This window comes from Parajatrophihabitans canadensis, from assembly GCF_053764775.1.
In genome coordinates, this window is sequence record NZ_CM132445.1 from 1649167 (window position 1) to 1666326 (window position 17160).

The window sequence follows — 17160 nt, forward strand, 5'->3', positions numbered from 1 at the left end:
CGTCTACGCATTCGCCCGATTCCTCCCCGTGAATGGTCATCTGCCTGCTCAGCAAATGTTTTTAGGGAGAACGAAAAGCGCACCACAAATACACGACGTTCCCCCGTAGAACGCGGATTCGGATCGACAATGAGCCGAGTCGGCAAGCGGACTGTAGCGCGTTCAACCATCGATAGGCAATATGCTAATTCGACGCCGTATATGAACCAGTTGCTGGGATATTGGGCGGTATGTGGGCGATCGACCGAGCATGGTCAGAGATAGTAAATGGCCCGGCACTAAATGCGCCGGCGTCATTTCGAAGAAGGTGTTACGTGGGTGGAAATGGTGTTGAATCGTGCCCAATCGACGCTTGATGTTTTTATCAAATTAATCGAATGGGTCATCATCCGCGTATGCGCGCAGCACGCCCAATACCCACCAAACGCCACTCGTCGTAGAGTGTCGCCAATAAATACAATAGGGGAGCGATCCTGAGGAAATGGCTCGACCGGATTGCCTACGCGTTGCGGCCCGGGTTCGTATGCGGGGTTCGTATGCGGGGTTCGTATACAGCGAGGTGGTCATGGCGACCTGGCGGTATACCGCTTTCCAACAGGGCCATGCTGCGCGACTTAGTATGCGGGTTCGTATACAGCGAGGTGGTCATGGCGACCTGGCGGTATACCGTTCTCGGAGCAGTACCCCTCGGAGAGGATCGCACATGGAATTACAGGGCAAAGTCGCGCTGGTGACCGGCGCGAGCCGGGGCGTGGGCGCGGCGGTGGCCGTGGCGTTGGGTGAGGCGGGCTGCGCGGTCGCGTGCGCCGCCCGTTCCACGGCAGATCAGCCGCAACGAACGCCCGGAACCCTCGATCGGACTCTGGAGCTGGTTCGCGCCGCGGGTGGTGACGCGATTGCGATTCCGACTAACTTGGCGAAGGAAGATGAGGTCGTCGCCATGGTGCGCCGGGCGGAGGAGGTTTACGGCCGAGTCGATATCCTCATCAACAACGCCGCGATCACCTTCGTCGGCGACCTGGACATTCCGCTGCACCGCCACGACCTCATCATGGAGGTCAATCTGCGTGCACCTTTGATCGCGACCCGCACCGTGATGCCAGGGATGAGGGCCCGCCGGATCGGCTCGATCGTCAATGTCTCATCGGTGGCCGCGCTGTATCCCCACCCTTCCTTGATGTCGTACGGGATTTCCAAGGTGGGGCTGGAACGTCTGACGATCGATGTCGCGAAGCAGGTTCAGGAATACGGTATCGCCGTAAACTGCTTCCGCATCGATATCCCCGTTGCCTCCGAAGGTTTCGTGGCGAACACTCCCGGCACCGACCGTGCGAACTGGGAGCCGTCATCGGTCGCGGCGGAGGGGATCTTATGGATGCTGCAGCAACCCGCGTCCTATTCGGGTCGCCGCGAGAGCATGTTCGGGTTACGCCAGCGCGAAGGAATCATGCGCTCGCAAGCACAACACCCTTATACCGATGCGCCTCCGACCGAACTCTTCAGTGGACTCGCGGAATTCGCTTCTAGCAATTTCGTCGAGCCCTATCCCGACTCGGCTGCCACCGGCGAAGTCCAGTCCTAGCCCGACCGTCACGTTGTGGCCCTCGGCTTGGGCGGCCCGGCGGCCGTGAACCGCGTGCCAGGCGGGTCGACGGCGAAAGGGGCCGGCGAGTTCCAAGTTTCCCCATACACGAGCTCAGACATTGGACGGCGGCGAACCGGTCCTTGGCTACCGACGGGACGGCCGAGCGTGATGGTCGCCGAGATTGCAACGCCCTCGGTCGGGATCTCGAGCAACTCTCTCAACTCGGCGTCGACACTCCAATGCCAGCCCGCCATGACCCCGCCGTACCCGAGTGCGCGGGCGGCCAGCAGCAGGTTCTGGCAGGCGGGGTAGATCGACGCGCCCTCGGTAACCACTGGCTCGCGGTAGCGGACCAAGCACGGAAAAATCAACGCCGGAACCCGGTCGAGGTTGGCGACATGCTCGCGCATCGTTCGATCCATCCGGGCCTTGGGCGAATCGTCACGCGCCCCCGAGCCGACCGTGTAACCATCGTGCTCGCTCTTGCTGCCCCAGATCCGTTGGGCGCTGCTCTGGACCAGCCGCTTTGCCTCGATCGCCTTAGGGCCGTCAGTCAGGACGAGGAATCGGAACGGCTGTCGATTTGACCCGCTGGGCGCTCGGGTCGCGGCAAACAAGATGTCGCGCAGCACTTCGGGTGGCACTGGTTCGTCGTGATAACGCCTGATAGCTCGGGTCGTCGTCAACCCCTCCAGCATGCCGACGGTGTCGCTCGACAGCGCTCGGCCTGCGAGATCCGACGCGACACTGTGGTGTAACGCGGCACTGTGGTGTTCGGTCATGCAAACCCTCCGATACTAGGACTGTCCGTCGGCCTCAGTCTTCGGAGGCTTGAGACAAGAAGGCGCGTAGCTGCGAACGCCGTCGACCCAACAGCCAGCGGCTGGCGCTCCGTCCGGCGAAGAACACGACCAACGAGGTAACGGCCGAGATTACGGTCAGTTGCCCGAAGAGCGCGTCCGGTATTCGGCTGACCTCGCCGCCAGTCTCGTGGCGCCACCACCCGAGAGCCGGCAACGCAACCGCGACGAACACCGCAGGAACCACTGCGTAGGGTGCGAAGATCAGCAGTAGCCACCGCAGTTGAGTCCGAATCTCACGACGGTGCCGCCATCGCGTGCGCAGGCTGAGCGGCGGGTAAGGCCAGATGATGCCAACCCAATCAGAGACCGACAGAGCACCCAACGGGACGATCGCAATGACGATCACGGTCCAGAGCGCCGACATCGGACGGGCATAGACGGCACCGATGATCACAGCAAGTGCGACGCATCCGGGTGCGATCATCAACCACAGCAGGGCGGCCTTTGCCGCAAGCATTCGTTGCAGCGTTGGCATGTCATCGAGTGCCGCCAGCACGCGGCGAGCGTCCGCGCCCAGCACGTTCGTCGCAGGCACGTCGGAATACATCCAGCTGCCCAGCGCAATCGGAAAAGCCAGTCCGCCGTGCAGCGTGAACATGATCGAATGGAACCGGCTGAACCAGAACAACACCACGAGCAGTCCGTTGGATGCGACCACGATCGGGATCTCGAATGGTGGCCGGCGGGCGCGCAGAAACTCCGCCGCTACCGCGGCCCGCAACGTATCGGGCAACTTCGCTGCAGGCCTCATCGACGACATGTCAGCGCCCACCAACGGCACTACTGCGCCCACCAACGGCACTACTGCGCCCACCAACGGCACTACTGCGCCGAACGAATTGTGGCTTAGAGGTTCGCCCCGAGGATGTTGTCGAGGTAAACCTCCATCTCGGCAAGCACATCATCGGGCACCTCTGACCGCTGCAGCATCGGCGTGAACGCAGTACGAGTCTCGGGATCATCGAAGCGCTCGTTGACCATTTCTTCAAAGCGATGCCGAGCATTCACCAGCCGGCGCGGCTTGAACTGCGACGGCCAACCGTCCTTGTGTGGTTGGTATTGCCTCAGGACCTGCCTGGCGATCGTGAACTTGTGGACTTCGGTCGGGCCGTCGACCAGACCCATGGTTGCGCCGCCGCCACCGAGTGACATCGCGTTAGAGACGCCGAGGGCACCGTGAATGTGAGCGGTCTTCATCGAGATGTCGGTGAGGATTTCGGCCGCGAGCACCTTGGTTGCCGCTACGTACTGGCGGACCTGCGCAGTCGAGGAGTTGTCGATCTGCCAGGCCGTGTACATGACCAGCAACCGGAACTGCTCGATCTGAATCCAGGAGTCCGCGATCCACATCTGGATCGACTGCTTGTCGGCCAAGAGCGATCCCTGGGTCTCGCGCGACAGCGCCCGCTCGCACATCATCGCGAACATCTTCTTGGCGCCGGCGATGGATCGCATGGCATGGTGGATGCGCCCGCCGCCGAGCCTGCGCTGTGCCACCTCGAAGGCTTGGCCCTCGCCACCGAGCAGACTGTCCAGCGGAACCCGGACGTTCTCGTACCGGACGTGCGCGTGACTGCCTTCGTGCCAATCCTCATTGCCGAGGCCGAGGTGATGGAGCACGTTGATCCCCGGGGTGTCCGTTGGTACCAGGAACATCGACATGCCCCGGTACGGCGACACCTCGGGGTTCGTCACGGCCATGACGATCGCGAATTGCGCAGTCCGCAGGTTCGACGAGAAGAACTTGTCGCCGTTGATGACCCACTCGTCACCGTCGCGCTCCGCTCGGCACTTGAACTGCTTGGGGTCCGAGCCGCCTTGGGGCTCGGTCATCGAGTAGGACGAGAAGCACTCGCCTTCGAGCAACGGCTTGAGGTAGCGCTCCTTCTGCTCGGCGGTGCCATACGCGGCAATGATCTCGGCATTTCCGGTATCGGGCGCGGCGCAGCCGAACACGATCGGCGCCCACCCCGATCGGCCGAGGATCTCGTTGAGCAGCGCGAGTTTGAGTTGGCCGTAGCCCTTACCGCCCAAGTCGTGATCCAGGTGCGCCGCCCACAGATCCTGGGCGCGGACCTCGTCCTTGAGCTGATTGACGAGGCTACGAAGCGGTTCCTCCAGTGGCGAGAAAGCCAGCTTCGGATAGAGCAGATCGAGGGGTTCTACATTCTCTCGAACGAACTGGTCTGCCCAATCGAGCTTCTTCTGAAACTCTGGATCGGTAGTGAAATCCCACGCCATGCGAACAGCTCCCTTTTTCACCGGATCTTCGATCACAAGGGCGAACCGCACCTCGACCTCACCGTAGCGGAGTCCGCTTCCGTTAGGCAAGAATGAAGTTCCGGAAACTCAGACTCGCCTTCTGCCCGAGTCTTTCGCAATGATGAGCGCAGCGGTGTAACTCTGCAGCCGCCCCTCTCGGACAGGAGCCTTGATGGAAGCCGGTGGATTCTTCTCGCTCGCGGCCGCATATCCCGATCGGGAAGTCTGGATCGACGCCGCAGGAACGGCCGGGTCAGCCGGCGACCTGCTCGCGAAGATGAATCAGACGTCCCGAGGACTCCGCGACCTCGGACTGGTTCCCGGTGACACTGTTGCCGTGATCTTGTCCAACCGGAGGGAGTTTCTCGAATGCTACGGAGCAGCGATCCAGGCTGGTCTGTTCTTCGTTGCGGTCAACTGGCATCTGAATCCCAGCGAGATGAGCTATATCCTCAGCGATTCGAAGGCCAAGGTCATCTTCACCGAGAGCCGGTTCGCGGCGGCGGCTGTGAACGCGGCGGCGGCTGCGAACATCGACCGCCGAGCCGTCTTCGCCGTGGACGAGGCTGCTGGGTTGCGACTCCGTACCGAACTGCTTGAGGATCAGTCGGCCGAGAATTTGCCGGACCGGTCAGCGGGCCAGATCATGTTCTTCACCTCAGGCACAACCGGGCGGCCGAAGGGTGTGCGCAAGTCATTTCGGGCTGATGCGTCTGACCAACTGACGCTTACCAGTGGCATAGGCGCGATCGGCAGAGCATCGAATCAGCCGGCGTCGGTCACCGACAAGGTCTTTCTGAGTTCCGGGCCGTTCTATCACGCACTGCCGATCGCGGGCGTCACGACCGCCTTGGACAGCGGGGGCGTGGTCGTGGTGATGGACAAGTGGACGCCGGAGGAGTTCCTCCAACTGGTCGAGCGGTACGGGGTAACCGATGCCACCGTCGTCCCGACCATGTTGCATCGCCTGCTTGCGCTGCCCGAAGAGGTCCGCCGAACAGCTGATGTGTCGTCGCTGCGCGCCGTCAACCACGCCGGCGCCCCATGCCCGGTGGACGTAAAGCGGCGGATCATCGACTGGTGGGGGCCAATCGTCACCGAGAGCTATTCGGCGACCGAGGGCGCCGGCACGACGGTGACGTCCGAGGAATGGCTGCGCAAACCCGGCACCGTTGGCCGGCCCAGTCCTGGTGTGAAGATAAAGATCATCGGGGAGGACGGCAACGAACGCCCCATTGGAGAACAAGGGCTCGTCTACCTGACCCCGACTCTCTGGGACTTCGAATACCACAACGACTCGGACAAGACGCAATCATCTCGTCGCGCAGGCATGTTCACCGTCGGGGATATCGGCTATCTCGACGATGACGGCTATCTGTTCTTGTGCGATCGACAGGCCAACACCATCAACTCCGGTGGTGTCAACATCTACCCCGCCGAGATCGAAGCGATCCTCCTACAGCACGCGGCGGTTTCCGACGTTGCCGTGATCGGAATCCCGAACGCGGAATGGGGTGAAGAGGTGCGCGCGGTAGTCGAAGTCCGCGGCTCCGATGGAACCGCGGACCTCGAGACCGAGCTGATCGAGTTCTGTCAAGCCAGAGTTGCCCGCTTCAAATGTCCCAAAGGAGTCGACTTCGTCGAATCCCTCGAGCGCGACCCCAACGGCAAGCTGCGTAAGGGTGTCATCCGCGCCAAGTACTGGCCGGATGCAAACAGGCGAATCTGATCCAGCTACTTGCGGGCGCTGGCGCTGCGCGGCACCTCACGGAAGGCGATGTCGCGGTCCCGTCTGGCTTCGGCGGGCATCCCAAGAAAACGCTCGCTAACGACGTTGCGCGACATCTCCGTCGTACCGCCACCGATCTGTGAGGTCTGGCGCATCAGGAACCCGATGCCGAGATCGCCCAGATCCTGGTCTTCCTCGTCCCAGACCACACCGGTTGAACCGGCAAGTTTGAAGTTGATGGTGGCGAGATGAGTAGAGATGACACCGCTGAGCACCCGGCCCAAACCGGCGGCCTGATCGCTGAAGTGCTTGTTGCCGATTGCGCGGCCGATCCGGGCAGAGGCCTCCTTGCCAGCCAGGTTCAGCGCGTGACCCTCACCGATGAGCTGCCGGGTCACTGGGTCCTCCAGGCGCCCGGCAGCGCGGGCAGCCGAGATACCGGGGTTGCCGGTGGCCGTCGTCGCCGTGTTGCGGCTACCGCCAGGACGGATGAAGTTCCGCGAGATCGCCAGGCTCTTCTCGTGGAACATCCACCTGCTGCCGACAGTCCAGCCGCCATCGACTTCGCCGACCCGGTCCGTGTCAGGGATGTGCAGGTCCGTCATGAATTCCTGACAGAACTCCTTGGCACCGTTGAGCATCTCGATCCGGTTGATCTCGATGCCCGGCTGATGAAGCTTGATCAGGAAGACCGAGAGGCCACGGTGCTTCGGCGCGTCCCAGTTCGTACGAACCAGGGCGAGAGCCCAGTCGGCCCACCACGCGCCGGTCGTCCAGATCTTGGACCCGTTGACGACCCACATGTCTCCGTCGCGCGTTGCGGTGGTCGTGGCGCCGGCCACATCGGACCCACCGCCGGGCTCGGAGAGCATCTGCATCCAGATCTCCTCGCCCTTCATCATGGCGGTGAGATGCTCGACCTTCTGCTCTTCGGTGCCGTACTCCAAGATCACGGTGGCGCACGGGCTGAAGGTCGGTACCTGGATCCGCTCCGGATACTGGTAGCCGACAATCTCCTCGTTCATGACGTCCTGGTGAGCAGGAGTCAGGCCGGCACCGCCGTATTCCTTCGGGAAGGTGATACCGGCGAAGCCTCCGTCATAGAGCTTGCGCTGCAGCTGCCGGGCGACGGCGACGTCGGCGAGCTCCTCCTCGTCGGAGAGTTGCCCGCGCACGCCGTGCTGCGGCTCGGCAAGGGGCATGTTTTCTTTCAGCCAGCTCCGCAGCCGGGACCGAAAACTGTCGAGATCCTCGACTTCAAACGAAAGTTCAGGCATTGCTTGCCTCCTGCAGCTCGAGGATGCTCGTCAACCGCTCGCGGTGATCTTCGACAGTCCCGTATAGGTGAGCGCCAAGCACCACGCGGCGCAAGAAAAGGTGCAGGTCGTGCTCGAACGTCACGCCGATACCGCCGTGCATCTGCACACAGTCCTGAAGTACCTCCGGACCGTAGACACCGAGAAATGCCTTGCCCGCGCTGACGTACTCAGCCGCATCGGCAGTTTCGTCCTGGACGCGCGAGGTGGCGGCATCTGCGATCGCGTTGCCGGCCTCGAGCCATGCTCGCATGTCGACGAAGCGATGCTTGAGTTCCTGGTACGAGGCGAGCGGGCGCCCGAAGGAGTAGCGGTTGAACAGCCACTCCGTCGTGATCTCAAGGGCTCTGTCCATTGCACCGACCATCTCGGCCAGCTGGACCACGATCGCCACCTCGAGTTGGTGTTCGAGGTCATCGGCGGCCCCTCCGACCTCGCCGAGCACCGCCGAGGTGGGGACCTCGACCTGTTCGAAGGAGACTCGGCCGAATCGACGGGTCAGATCGACCGTTTTCATAGGCGTCACGGTCACGCCGGGGGTGTTTACGGGCACCAGGAACTGCGTGAGTGCGCCGTCGACCTTGGCTGACACGAGCAGCACCTCGGACTGGCCAGCGGCCTCGACGGCTGATTTGCGACCGTTGAGCACGTACTTTCCGTTGCGCAGCGTCGCTTCGAGCCCGACGGCACCCAACCTGTCGAACGGACGCGGCTCGGCGTGCGCCCAGCTTGCGACGCGCGTCCCGGTCAGCAGATCCGGTAGCAGTTCGGCCTTCTGCTCCTCGCTTCCAGAGCGAGAAAGCGCACCCGCCACCACGTTGCTCGCGGTCAGCGGCCCGGGCGCGGCGAACCGCCCGAACTCGAAAGCCACCAAGCTGAGGTCGCTGAGTCCGCGGCCGCTGATGCTGCCACCGCCGTCCTTCTCGGACACCAGAAGTGTCGTCCAGCCGAGGTCGGCACCTTGCTGCCAGTAGCCACTGTCGAACCCATCAGGGTCGTGGCGTCTAGCGCGAAGCTCCGAAGTAGGGCAACTGTCGCTCAGAAAGCTCCGCGATGTCTCTGCGAAAAACTTCTGGTCAGACGTCAGGTCAAGTTCCACGCCGTCTCCTTTGTGCGCTCCCCGATTAGCATCGGGGGCTCTGTCGGATGATACGAGGCGTGGTCCGCTCTGCCAACGAGAGCTAGCCGACACCCCAATATCTGCCGCTGAGGATCGGCGCCTGAGCAAGAGGTGACAATCGGTCCGCAGATCGGCGATTCCTTCTAGTCATCGTCGGAGTCAAATTACCGGAGTCAATATCTGCATGACGGACAGAACGGACGAGGAGTTGGGATGAGTGCAACACCGGCGCCCGTTCTGGACGACTTCATGCGCGAGATTCAGCCGTACCGCCGCGAATTGATCGCGCACTGCTACCGGATGCTCGGGTCCGTGCACGAAGCCGAGGATCTGGTGCAGGAGACCTACCTTCGAGCGTGGCGCGGCCGGAGCGCGTTCGAAGGTCGTTCGTCCGTCCGCACGTGGCTGTACCGGATCGCAACGAATGCCTGCCTGACCGCGCTGCAGCACAACAGGCGCCGAGTCCTGCCGTCCGGGCTTGGTGCTGCCGGCGATGAGCCGGACATGACGCTGGCGCTCGCCGACCACGACACGCTGTGGCTTCAGCCTTTCCCGGACGCCAGATACCGCTCCGAATCCGACGATCCGGCCGAGGTTGTCGCTTCGCGAGCGGGCCTGCGCCTCGCCTTGATCGCGAGCTTGCAATATCTGCCGGCACGGCAACGAGCTGTGCTCATCTTGCGTGACGTCCTCGCGTTCCCGGCGACCGAGGTAGCAATGATGCTTGATATGACTGTCGCGGCAGTGAAAAGTGCCTTACAGCGCGCCCGGGGCAGACTCGGCGAGGTCTCTCCGGTCGCCGACGACATCGTCGAGCCGGACTCGCGTGAGGCCCGGGCGGTCCTTGATCGGTATATCGCGGCGTTCGAATCGGCTGATGTGAACGCCCTGGCGAACCTGTTGCGGGCGGATGCGTCGTTGGAGATGACACCGATGAGCACCTGGTTCGCCGGCAATCAAACCTGCCTGCCATATCTGGCGCGTCACGTGCTCAACTCTCCTGGCGAGTATCGGATGTACCCGACGATCGCGAATGGCCAGCCCGCGGCGGTGGCCTACCGGCGCGACGGTGCTGCTAATCCGTACCGGCAATTCGCCATCGCAGTCTTGGCAACGGACGCGACTCACCTGAGCAGCATCACCGTGTTCACCGATCCTGGTCTTGTCGATCTCTTCGGGTTTCCCGAGCTGCCGCCGATCGCAAACTAGCCCAGCCGAAGCGATTCCTTTGCCGGTGCTTGCAAGTCCGTATTGCAGCAGCGCACCGAGGCGGTGCCCAAGCAAGAAAGGGATCCCTGCGACTATGAAGTTCAGCGTGTACATACCGACCGGCACGACCCACGAATTCACCGGGTACACCGACCCGGTCGCGGCCTTCGACAAGATCTGTGAGCTGGCCGCAACCGCCGACGACAGTGGCTTCGAGACCATGTGGGCGCCCGATCATTTCCTACCGTTCGGCCCCGGTGCCGACTACGTGTTCGAAGTGTGGACCACACTTGCCGCCCTGGCGCGCGAGACCAGCCGCATCCGTCTCGGTCAACTCGTCACCGGCAACGGCTACCGCAACCCTGCGCTGTTGGCGAAGATGGCATCGACGGTAGACGTCATCTCCAACGGCAGACTCAATTTCGGCATCGGCGCCGGCTGGTACGAAGAGGAGTATCACGCCTTCGGCTATGAGTTTCCGAGCGCGCCGCAGCGGTTGGGTCAACTCGACGAGGCGTTGCAGATCATCCGATCGATGTGGACCGATCCCGCCACCACCTTTGAGGGAAAGCACTACCGCGTCAACGGCATCGCTGCTCAACCCGCAGGCGTTCAGACACCGCACATTCCGGTGATGATCGCCGGGGGAGGCGAGAAGATCACGCTGAGGCTGGTCTCGCAGTACGGGGATCTGTGCAACGTGCAGGAACCGCCCGATGAGGTGGCTCGAAAATTCGACGTCCTCGCCAAACACTGTGCGACGGTCGGTCGCGACTACTCCACGATCACCAAGACCTCGACCGGATACTGCATCATGGCCGACACCGACGAGAAAGCTTTGGCGGCGATCCCGCCGTGGGCGCCGATGGTCTTTCCCGGCCGCCTCGCCGAATACGGCCTCATCGGCACCCTCGACACCATCCGCGAACGGATCGCCGCCTTCGAGCTGGCCGGTGTCGATGAGCTGATCGTTGCCTTTCATGACTCGCTCAACCCCGACGCGCTGCGCCGGTTCGCGGCGGAGTTCATCAGGTAGGCAAGCCGGCCGGTGATCCGGTAAGTCCGAGCCGGTAGGAAAGGAATGGCAGGGAGTCAGCGAAGGCGCGAGCGAAGAAGTCGAAGTTGTGAGCTCCGCCTGGCACCTCGATCGCCGTGGTGCCGATGCCGGCCTGCCGGGCCAGCGGGGCGAGTTGACGTTGGGCAGCCAACGGGCCGCTGTCCTCCGTGCCGACCTCGAACCAACCCGCCATGCCCGGGTAGGACTTGCTGGCCAGGAGCTGCAGCGGATCGTGGGCGGCATAGGCGGCGGACGAGCCATTGAAGAGTTGGTTGATGGTGTCCTGTGGGTCGACCGTCTCGCCTACGGTTGGGCTGGTCAGTCCGGCGTAATCGGCGAAGGTGCTGTAGATCGCCGGGTGGCGCAGCGCCAGCATCGTGGCGCACATGCCACCGGCGGACAGGCCTCCGATCGCGAGGGAGTCCGGTCCGGTCTTGGCGTCGAAGGTCGAGCGAACGTAGGCCGGTACATCGACGCTCAGGTAGGTGTCGGCGTTGCCGCGAGAGCTGTCGACGCATTCGGTGTCGGCATTGTCCGAGCCGTTCGCGTCGGGCATTACCAGGATCGGCGCGACCCCGTTGTGGGCTTGAGCGAACTCGCTGGCGGTCTGATTTGCAAAGCCGGCGCGCGTCCAGTCAGCGGGGGTTCCTGGCACGCCGGCGATCAACTCGACGACCGGCAACTTACGCAGTGGCTGAGTGAACCATGCCGGTGGCAACCAGACGTAGGCGTCGCGCGGGTTGAAGCCTGAGACGACGCCAGGGATCGGAACCTGAAGGGTCGTCCCGTGCAGGGCAACCGCGGGGTTGCCGCCGGCCAGCTTGATCCTTGCCTGCTCCAGCTCCTCGCGCGAGGCTTCACGGTTGGCGGCGTCCTGTGCTGCTGCGGCCTCTTCCAGCTGAGCGCCCGAGACCCGGTGGGCGCCGCCGCCGAAGGCCGATGCGACTGTCGGGTAGTACTGGTACTGCGCGTTGACGAGCATCACGGCCATCGTCACGGTCAGCACGAGTGAGGCCGCGCTCAGTGTCCTGCGGCCGACGGCGAAGCTGCGCCAGCCGATGATGCTGAATGCGATGCCCAGGATGATCAGGCCGAACCAGAAGTAATACGAATTCGGGAACTGGTACGGGATGAGAGCGAAGCCGTCCACGAGCGTGGCGACCACACCGACCAGCGCCGCGGTGATCGGGACACCGATCAGCAGTTGGCGCTTCCAGGCTCCGTCGCGGCGGCCCAGAAGCAGCAACAGCGACACCCCGGCAAGCGCCACTACAAGCGGCAGCAAGAACCCGTGTACCAGTGAAATCGACCCGATCATGACCTGACTCCATCTCGATGTTTTCCGTTGAGATGAGTCTCGTGGCGATAGCGATCAGACAGAGTCGACCGAGTGGCTGAACAAAGGGCTGACCTCACTGCCCCCCGATTGGCGGACAGCGAGGCAGGCTTCAGCGAATCTCAGCTAGCGCGGGGGGTGAAATGCCCGTGGCCGTCGTTGAGGAAGATCAGGTCGGGGCTGCCTGACGTGGAAACCTTGATGTCAATGAAGCAATCCCGGTTCGCCCGCACCGCCACCACGGTGAAGCTTGCGTTGGGGATCAGTTGCCAGCACGGTCTCAACTCCGGTCTTGCTGTTCACCACCGACGCGTGGGCGCCTGCGCCGAATGTCTGATAGCCAACGAGCAGATCGAGGTTGCCGTTGTTCTTCAGATCCGCAAACTTCAAACTGTCGATTCTGGACGAGACCACGTGTACGGGGCCCGCCGTGAGATGACCATGCACTGACATCCAGGTGGTCAACCCTTGGCCTTCATCTGTGCTTTCAAAGAGGTCGCTCAACCCATCACCATTCAGGTCACGGGCACCGATCGCACTTGGAAACCGCTGCCCGGCGGCGGCGTCCACCATCTGGTAATTCCGCAGCACGATCAGGTTGTTCTGGGCCGCCGTTGGCGGCGGCCCGTTGAAATAGGCGACGACCAACTCGTGCGAACCTCGGTGGGTGAAAGCACCGACTGCGCCGAGATCCGGACAGTTTGTTGCGCCCGCGACCGTGTAGGAGTGAACGACTGCGTGGGCGAACGTCCCGTTGGAGCGTCCTGGGGCGACCGTGACAGTGCAGGTTGGTCCGGTGCCTCCGAGCACGATGCGATCCGGTATTCCGTCGCCGGTCAGATCACCGGTCAGGGTCGTCGTCGGCGTCCCGGCGTGGGCAATCGACTGACCCAGAATCATGAAGCAGAGACCTACGAATACTGCTAGAACGACGCGAAAGCGCATGCTGTCCCCTGGGAAGAGATGTACCTGTCCACTGACTAGCCGAAGCCTCGCGCCTCAGAAAGTTCACAGCCAGAGCAGGTCGCCGATCGTTACTTACTTGTGTTCTCGACTACCCGCAGTAACAGATACTCACAACAGCCAGTAGTTGTCGACGACTGGCGCGGGTGTGGGTGTGGGTGTGGGTGCTGGTGCGGTGGACAGTCTGCGGGGACGGGACACATATCAAACGTTCAGCTGCCATGAAGGTCGCGAGCAGGTGAGTGGGGTCTGCTGGTACCAGTTCACAACCGAACCGGCGTGAACAGTGACCGCACCGAGCGGGCGCCGGCAGTTGTGCTTGTCACGCAACGGTGAACTCGTCGACGACCATGCCCCGATGCGTGGGTCAGCGGGTTGATCAAACCTCGCGTAATGGCGTTCAACACCTGCGCGCCGGTCGTGCAACCACGTTCGAAAGGATGCAATGAAGGCAATGCTGAGTCGGCTGAGGGCCCACCCTCGCCTGACCGGAATCACTGTTGTCATAGTTCTGGCTGGCGTCGGGTTCGGTACTTATGCCGGCACCCGTGGCGGCAGCGCGACGGCGGCCACACCGACGACCACGCAGACGGTAAGCACGGCAACGATCAAGCAGAGCGTGTCGGCGACCGGCACGCTAGCTCCGGCCTCCCAGGAAAGCCTTGATTTTGCGGTTTCGGGTCAGGTGACGGGCGTTTCGGCCGCAGTAGGCCAGACCGTGAAGAAGGGCCAGATCCTCGCCACCGTCGACTCGGCATCACTGGCGGCCAGCGTGGCACAGGCAGAAGCCACCGTCGCCAATGATCAGGCCAAGGTGGACAGCGACACGAGTGCGAGCGCAACTCAGCTCGCCGCCGACAATGCCGCCCTCACAGCGGCGAACAACCAGCTGACCTCGGCCAGATCCCAGCTCGCGGCCGCGAATTTGACCTCACCGATCGACGGCGTGGTTGCAACCGTCAACCTCAGCGTCGGGCAGTCGGTATCGGGCACCAGCTCGAGTAGCACGGGTTCTTCCGCGAGCGGCGGGTCAGGGCAGGGCGCGTCCACCGCCGGGCAGGGTTCGTCCGCCGCTGGGCAGGGTTCGTCCGCCTCGTCCAGTTCATCACCGCAGGTGCTCGTCATCAGTACCAACTCGTGGGTCGTGAATGCCACGGTCGGTGCCACTTCGGTCGGGCTCATCAAGACGGCCGACCAGGCACAGCTCGCTGTGACCGGCGCTGATGGCACTGTCTACGGCACGATCTCATCGATCGGTCTGGTCTCGTCGTCGACGACCGGCACAGCGAGTTACCCGGTGGTCATCGCCGTTACCGGCGCGCCCACCGGCATGCACGACGGGGCCAACGTGACCGCCACGCTGATCTACAAGCAGCTCGCCGACGTCGTCGTCGTGTCCAGCACCGCAGTGCACCGCGACTCGGCAGGCAACCAGTACGTCGAACAGGTCGAGAACGGCAAGACCGTACAAACCACGGTGAAGGTGGGACTGTCGTCCGGCGGCCAAACCCAGATCCTTTCGGGGGTGTCGGCCGGCGACAAGATCGTGGTACCTGAGGTCCAATTCGGTGGCCGCACCGGCGGCGCGTCTACCAACCAACCTGGCACTGGCCGGGTCGGCACCGGCGGTTCAGGCGCAGGCGGTTCAGGCGCAGGGGGCTTCGGCACCGGCGAGTTCGGCGGCGGAGGCTTCGGTGGGGGTGCCCGGGGCGGCGCGACCGGCGGTGGTAGCAATGGCTGACACGCAACCGGTCATTGAACTCGAGAACGTCCGGAAGGTCTACGGCATAGGCACGATCGAGGTCGAGGCACTACGCGGCATAACCCTTTCCATCGACCAGGGCGAATACGTCGCCATCATGGGACCTTCAGGATCGGGAAAGTCGACCTTGATGCATATCCTCGGGTGCCTCGACGTGCCGACCTCCGGCAACTACCTGCTGGCCGGTGAGGACGTCAGCGCGATGGACGAGATAGATCTCGCCCAAGTGCGCAACCGACGAATCGGTTTCGTCTTTCAGCAGTTCAACCTGCTGCCGTCGATGACCGCTCTGCGCAATGTCGAGCTGCCGCTGTCCTATGCCGCAGTGTCGCGTGACGAACGCCGGCGACGCGCCCAAGCGGCGCTGGAACGAGTCGGCCTCGGCGATCGCGTTGACCATCGGCCCGGTGAACTCTCCGGTGGCCAGCAACAACGCGTCGCAGTTGCACGAGCGCTCGCCAGCGAACCAGCCCTGCTGCTCGCGGACGAGCCGACCGGCAATCTCGATTCGACGGCGACGGAGGATGTGCTGGGGTTGTTCGCTGAACTGCATGAGCAAGGCCGCACCGTCGTGCTCATCACGCACGAGGAGGAAGTCGCACGGCGAGCCGCGCGGGTCATTCGGATTCGCGACGGGCAGATCGACTCAGACGTTGCCGCCCTCGAACACGCCGCTCCTGGCAGTGCGCGATGACCTGGTCGGACATCCTGCGTAACGGTTGGGATGCGATCCGCTCGCACAAGCTGCGTTCGACCCTTACCTCACTGGGCATTTTGATCGGCATCGCTGCGGTTGTGCTCACCGTAGGTCTCGGTCAAGGCGCACAGCAACAGGTCTCCAAGCAGTTGTCCGCACTCGGCGGGAACCTGTTGATAATCTCTCCGGGCAGTTCGACGACGGGCGGGGTGCGAGGCGGTTTCGGCTCCGCCTCTACCCTGACAATGGCCGACGCGACGGCACTGTCGTCGCCGACGGCGGCTCCCGACATCAGCGGCGTTGCGCCGATTCTGCAGAGCAATTCCCAGTCGCTGGTCAACGGCACGACCAACTGGACGACCACCGTCGTCGGTACGACACCGGCTTGGCAGTCGGTGCGTGGCCGCACGCTGTCATCGGGGCGATTCATCAGTGCTGCCGATGAATCGAGTGCAGCGCCAGTCACCGTGCTGGCGGCCGACACGGCAAGCGAATTGTTCGGTTTCGTAAACCCAGTGGGCCAGAGCGTGACGATCAACAGCGTGCCGTACCAGGTGATCGGAGTGCTCGCGTCAGCCGGCTCAGATTCGACAACGAACCTCGACGATCAGGCGATCGTCCCATTCAGTACGGCTTCCCAGCAGATCGTCGGCGGAACGAATCGCACGTCTGTGCAGACGATCTACGTGAAGGCGTCGTCGGCCAACAGACTCAGCGCCGCCTATCAGGAGGCCAATGCGATCCTGGAGTACCGGCACGGCACGACTGCAGCCGCCACACCGGACTTCACCATCACGACGCAGCAATCGGTGATCAGCACATCCAGCTCAGTCGACGGAACGCTGACCACTCTGCTCATCGCAGTCGCGGTGTTGTCCTTGGTCGTCGGTGGAATCGGCGTCATGAACATCATGCTCGTGTCCATCAAGGAACGGACGCGGGAGATCGGTCTGCGCAAAGCGCTCGGCGGTACGCCCACTGTCATCCGAAGACAGTTTCTCTCCGAAGCGTCCATGCTCGGGCTCACTGGTGGCCTGCTCGGGGTCGCAGTCGGGGTCGGCGGAGCGCTCGTCCTACCGCACTTCATGTCCAACCCGATTGCCATCTCGGTGCCGTGGATTCTCATCGCAATTGCGGTGGCTGTCGCGATCGGCGTCGGATTCGGGGTTTATCCCGCTGGACGCGCGGCAAAACTCTCGCCCATCGACGCGCTGCGCAGTGAATGAGCGTGGCGGCAAGGCCTATCGAATAGTTCAACCGC

Annotated in this window: 14 protein-coding genes; 7 read left to right on the forward strand and 7 right to left on the reverse strand. The window is 63.1% G+C overall.

From position 1 onward, the window contains the following. Nucleotides 1-703: 703 nt before the first annotated feature. On the forward strand, nucleotides 704-1582 hold the full coding sequence (locus ACSMXN_RS07985; RefSeq protein WP_022911317.1) for an SDR family NAD(P)-dependent oxidoreductase: 879 nt from the start codon (nucleotides 704-706) through the stop codon (nucleotides 1580-1582). Between the two features lie 8 nt (nucleotides 1583-1590). Here the strand turns inward: ACSMXN_RS07985 and ACSMXN_RS07990 are convergent, their stop codons facing one another. The 3 genes from ACSMXN_RS07990 to ACSMXN_RS08000 are packed head-to-tail and all read right to left on the reverse strand — an operon-like array spanning nucleotide 1591 to nucleotide 4689. Beyond that, the gene (locus ACSMXN_RS07990) at nucleotides 1591-2367 is read right to left on the reverse strand and encodes a nitroreductase family protein (protein WP_022911318.1); all 777 of its coding nucleotides are present in this window, start codon (nucleotides 2365-2367) and stop codon (nucleotides 1591-1593) included. Between the two features lie 34 nt (nucleotides 2368-2401). Next, on the reverse strand, nucleotides 2402-3262 hold the full coding sequence (locus tag ACSMXN_RS07995; RefSeq protein WP_155958199.1) for a hypothetical protein: 861 nt from the start codon (nucleotides 3260-3262) through the stop codon (nucleotides 2402-2404). A gap of 32 nt (nucleotides 3263-3294) precedes the next feature. Further along, nucleotides 3295-4689, reverse strand: coding sequence for an acyl-CoA dehydrogenase family protein (locus ACSMXN_RS08000; RefSeq protein ID WP_081648954.1), 1395 nt, complete (start codon nucleotides 4687-4689; stop codon nucleotides 3295-3297). Between the two features lie 193 nt (nucleotides 4690-4882). On the opposite strand from ACSMXN_RS08000, the gene ACSMXN_RS08005 reads away from it, so the two are divergent. Then, nucleotides 4883-6439, forward strand: a complete 1557-nt coding sequence (locus tag ACSMXN_RS08005) for an AMP-binding protein (protein WP_022911321.1) — start codon at nucleotides 4883-4885, stop codon at nucleotides 6437-6439. Nucleotides 6440-6444: 5 nt separating this feature from the next. Here ACSMXN_RS08005 and ACSMXN_RS08010 read toward each other — a convergent pair whose 3' ends face one another. Further along, nucleotides 6445-7716 (reverse strand): acyl-CoA dehydrogenase family protein, encoded by a 1272-nt coding sequence (locus ACSMXN_RS08010; RefSeq protein WP_022911322.1) that lies wholly within the window; start codon nucleotides 7714-7716, stop codon nucleotides 6445-6447. Then, nucleotides 7709-8854, reverse strand: coding sequence for an acyl-CoA dehydrogenase family protein (locus ACSMXN_RS08015; RefSeq protein WP_022911323.1), 1146 nt, complete (start codon nucleotides 8852-8854; stop codon nucleotides 7709-7711). Before ACSMXN_RS08015 ends, ACSMXN_RS08010 begins: the two co-directional genes overlap by 8 nt. A 234-nt stretch (nucleotides 8855-9088) precedes the next feature. Here ACSMXN_RS08015 and ACSMXN_RS08020 point away from each other — a divergent pair, with 234 nt between their 5' ends. Continuing rightward, a complete protein-coding gene (locus tag ACSMXN_RS08020) occupies nucleotides 9089-10084 on the forward strand; it encodes a sigma-70 family RNA polymerase sigma factor (RefSeq protein ID WP_022911324.1) in 996 nt (331 codons plus the stop codon). A gap of 94 nt (nucleotides 10085-10178) precedes the next feature. Then, on the forward strand, nucleotides 10179-11120 hold the full coding sequence (locus ACSMXN_RS08025) for an LLM class F420-dependent oxidoreductase (protein WP_022911325.1): 942 nt from the start codon (nucleotides 10179-10181) through the stop codon (nucleotides 11118-11120). Here the strand turns inward: ACSMXN_RS08025 and ACSMXN_RS08030 are convergent. Continuing rightward, nucleotides 11113-12459 carry an alpha/beta hydrolase-fold protein gene (locus tag ACSMXN_RS08030; RefSeq protein ID WP_022911326.1) on the reverse strand — a complete coding sequence of 449 codons (1347 nt, stop codon included), beginning with the start codon at nucleotides 12457-12459 and terminating at the stop codon, nucleotides 11113-11115. The two genes, ACSMXN_RS08025 and ACSMXN_RS08030, sit on opposite strands and share 8 nt — an antisense overlap. A 222-nt stretch (nucleotides 12460-12681) precedes the next feature. Continuing rightward, nucleotides 12682-13422, reverse strand: coding sequence for an FG-GAP repeat domain-containing protein (locus ACSMXN_RS08035; RefSeq protein WP_455407731.1), 741 nt, complete (start codon nucleotides 13420-13422; stop codon nucleotides 12682-12684). A 472-nt stretch (nucleotides 13423-13894) separates the two neighbouring features. Between ACSMXN_RS08035 and ACSMXN_RS08040 the strand changes: the two genes are divergently transcribed. Genes ACSMXN_RS08040 through ACSMXN_RS08050 form a run of 3 tightly spaced genes read left to right on the forward strand, consistent with a single transcriptional unit; the run spans nucleotide 13895 to nucleotide 17125 of the window. Next, nucleotides 13895-15181 carry an efflux RND transporter periplasmic adaptor subunit gene (locus ACSMXN_RS08040; RefSeq protein ID WP_081648955.1) on the forward strand — a complete coding sequence of 429 codons (1287 nt, stop codon included), beginning with the start codon at nucleotides 13895-13897 and terminating at the stop codon, nucleotides 15179-15181. Further along, on the forward strand, nucleotides 15174-15896 hold the full coding sequence (locus ACSMXN_RS08045; RefSeq protein WP_035942679.1) for an ABC transporter ATP-binding protein: 723 nt from the start codon (nucleotides 15174-15176) through the stop codon (nucleotides 15894-15896). Before ACSMXN_RS08040 ends, ACSMXN_RS08045 begins: the two co-directional genes overlap by 8 nt. Beyond that, on the forward strand, nucleotides 15893-17125 hold the full coding sequence (locus ACSMXN_RS08050) for an ABC transporter permease (protein ID WP_022911330.1): 1233 nt from the start codon (nucleotides 15893-15895) through the stop codon (nucleotides 17123-17125). The genes ACSMXN_RS08045 and ACSMXN_RS08050 overlap by 4 nt, the downstream gene beginning before the upstream one ends. The last annotated feature ends 35 nt before the right edge of the window (nucleotides 17126-17160 follow it).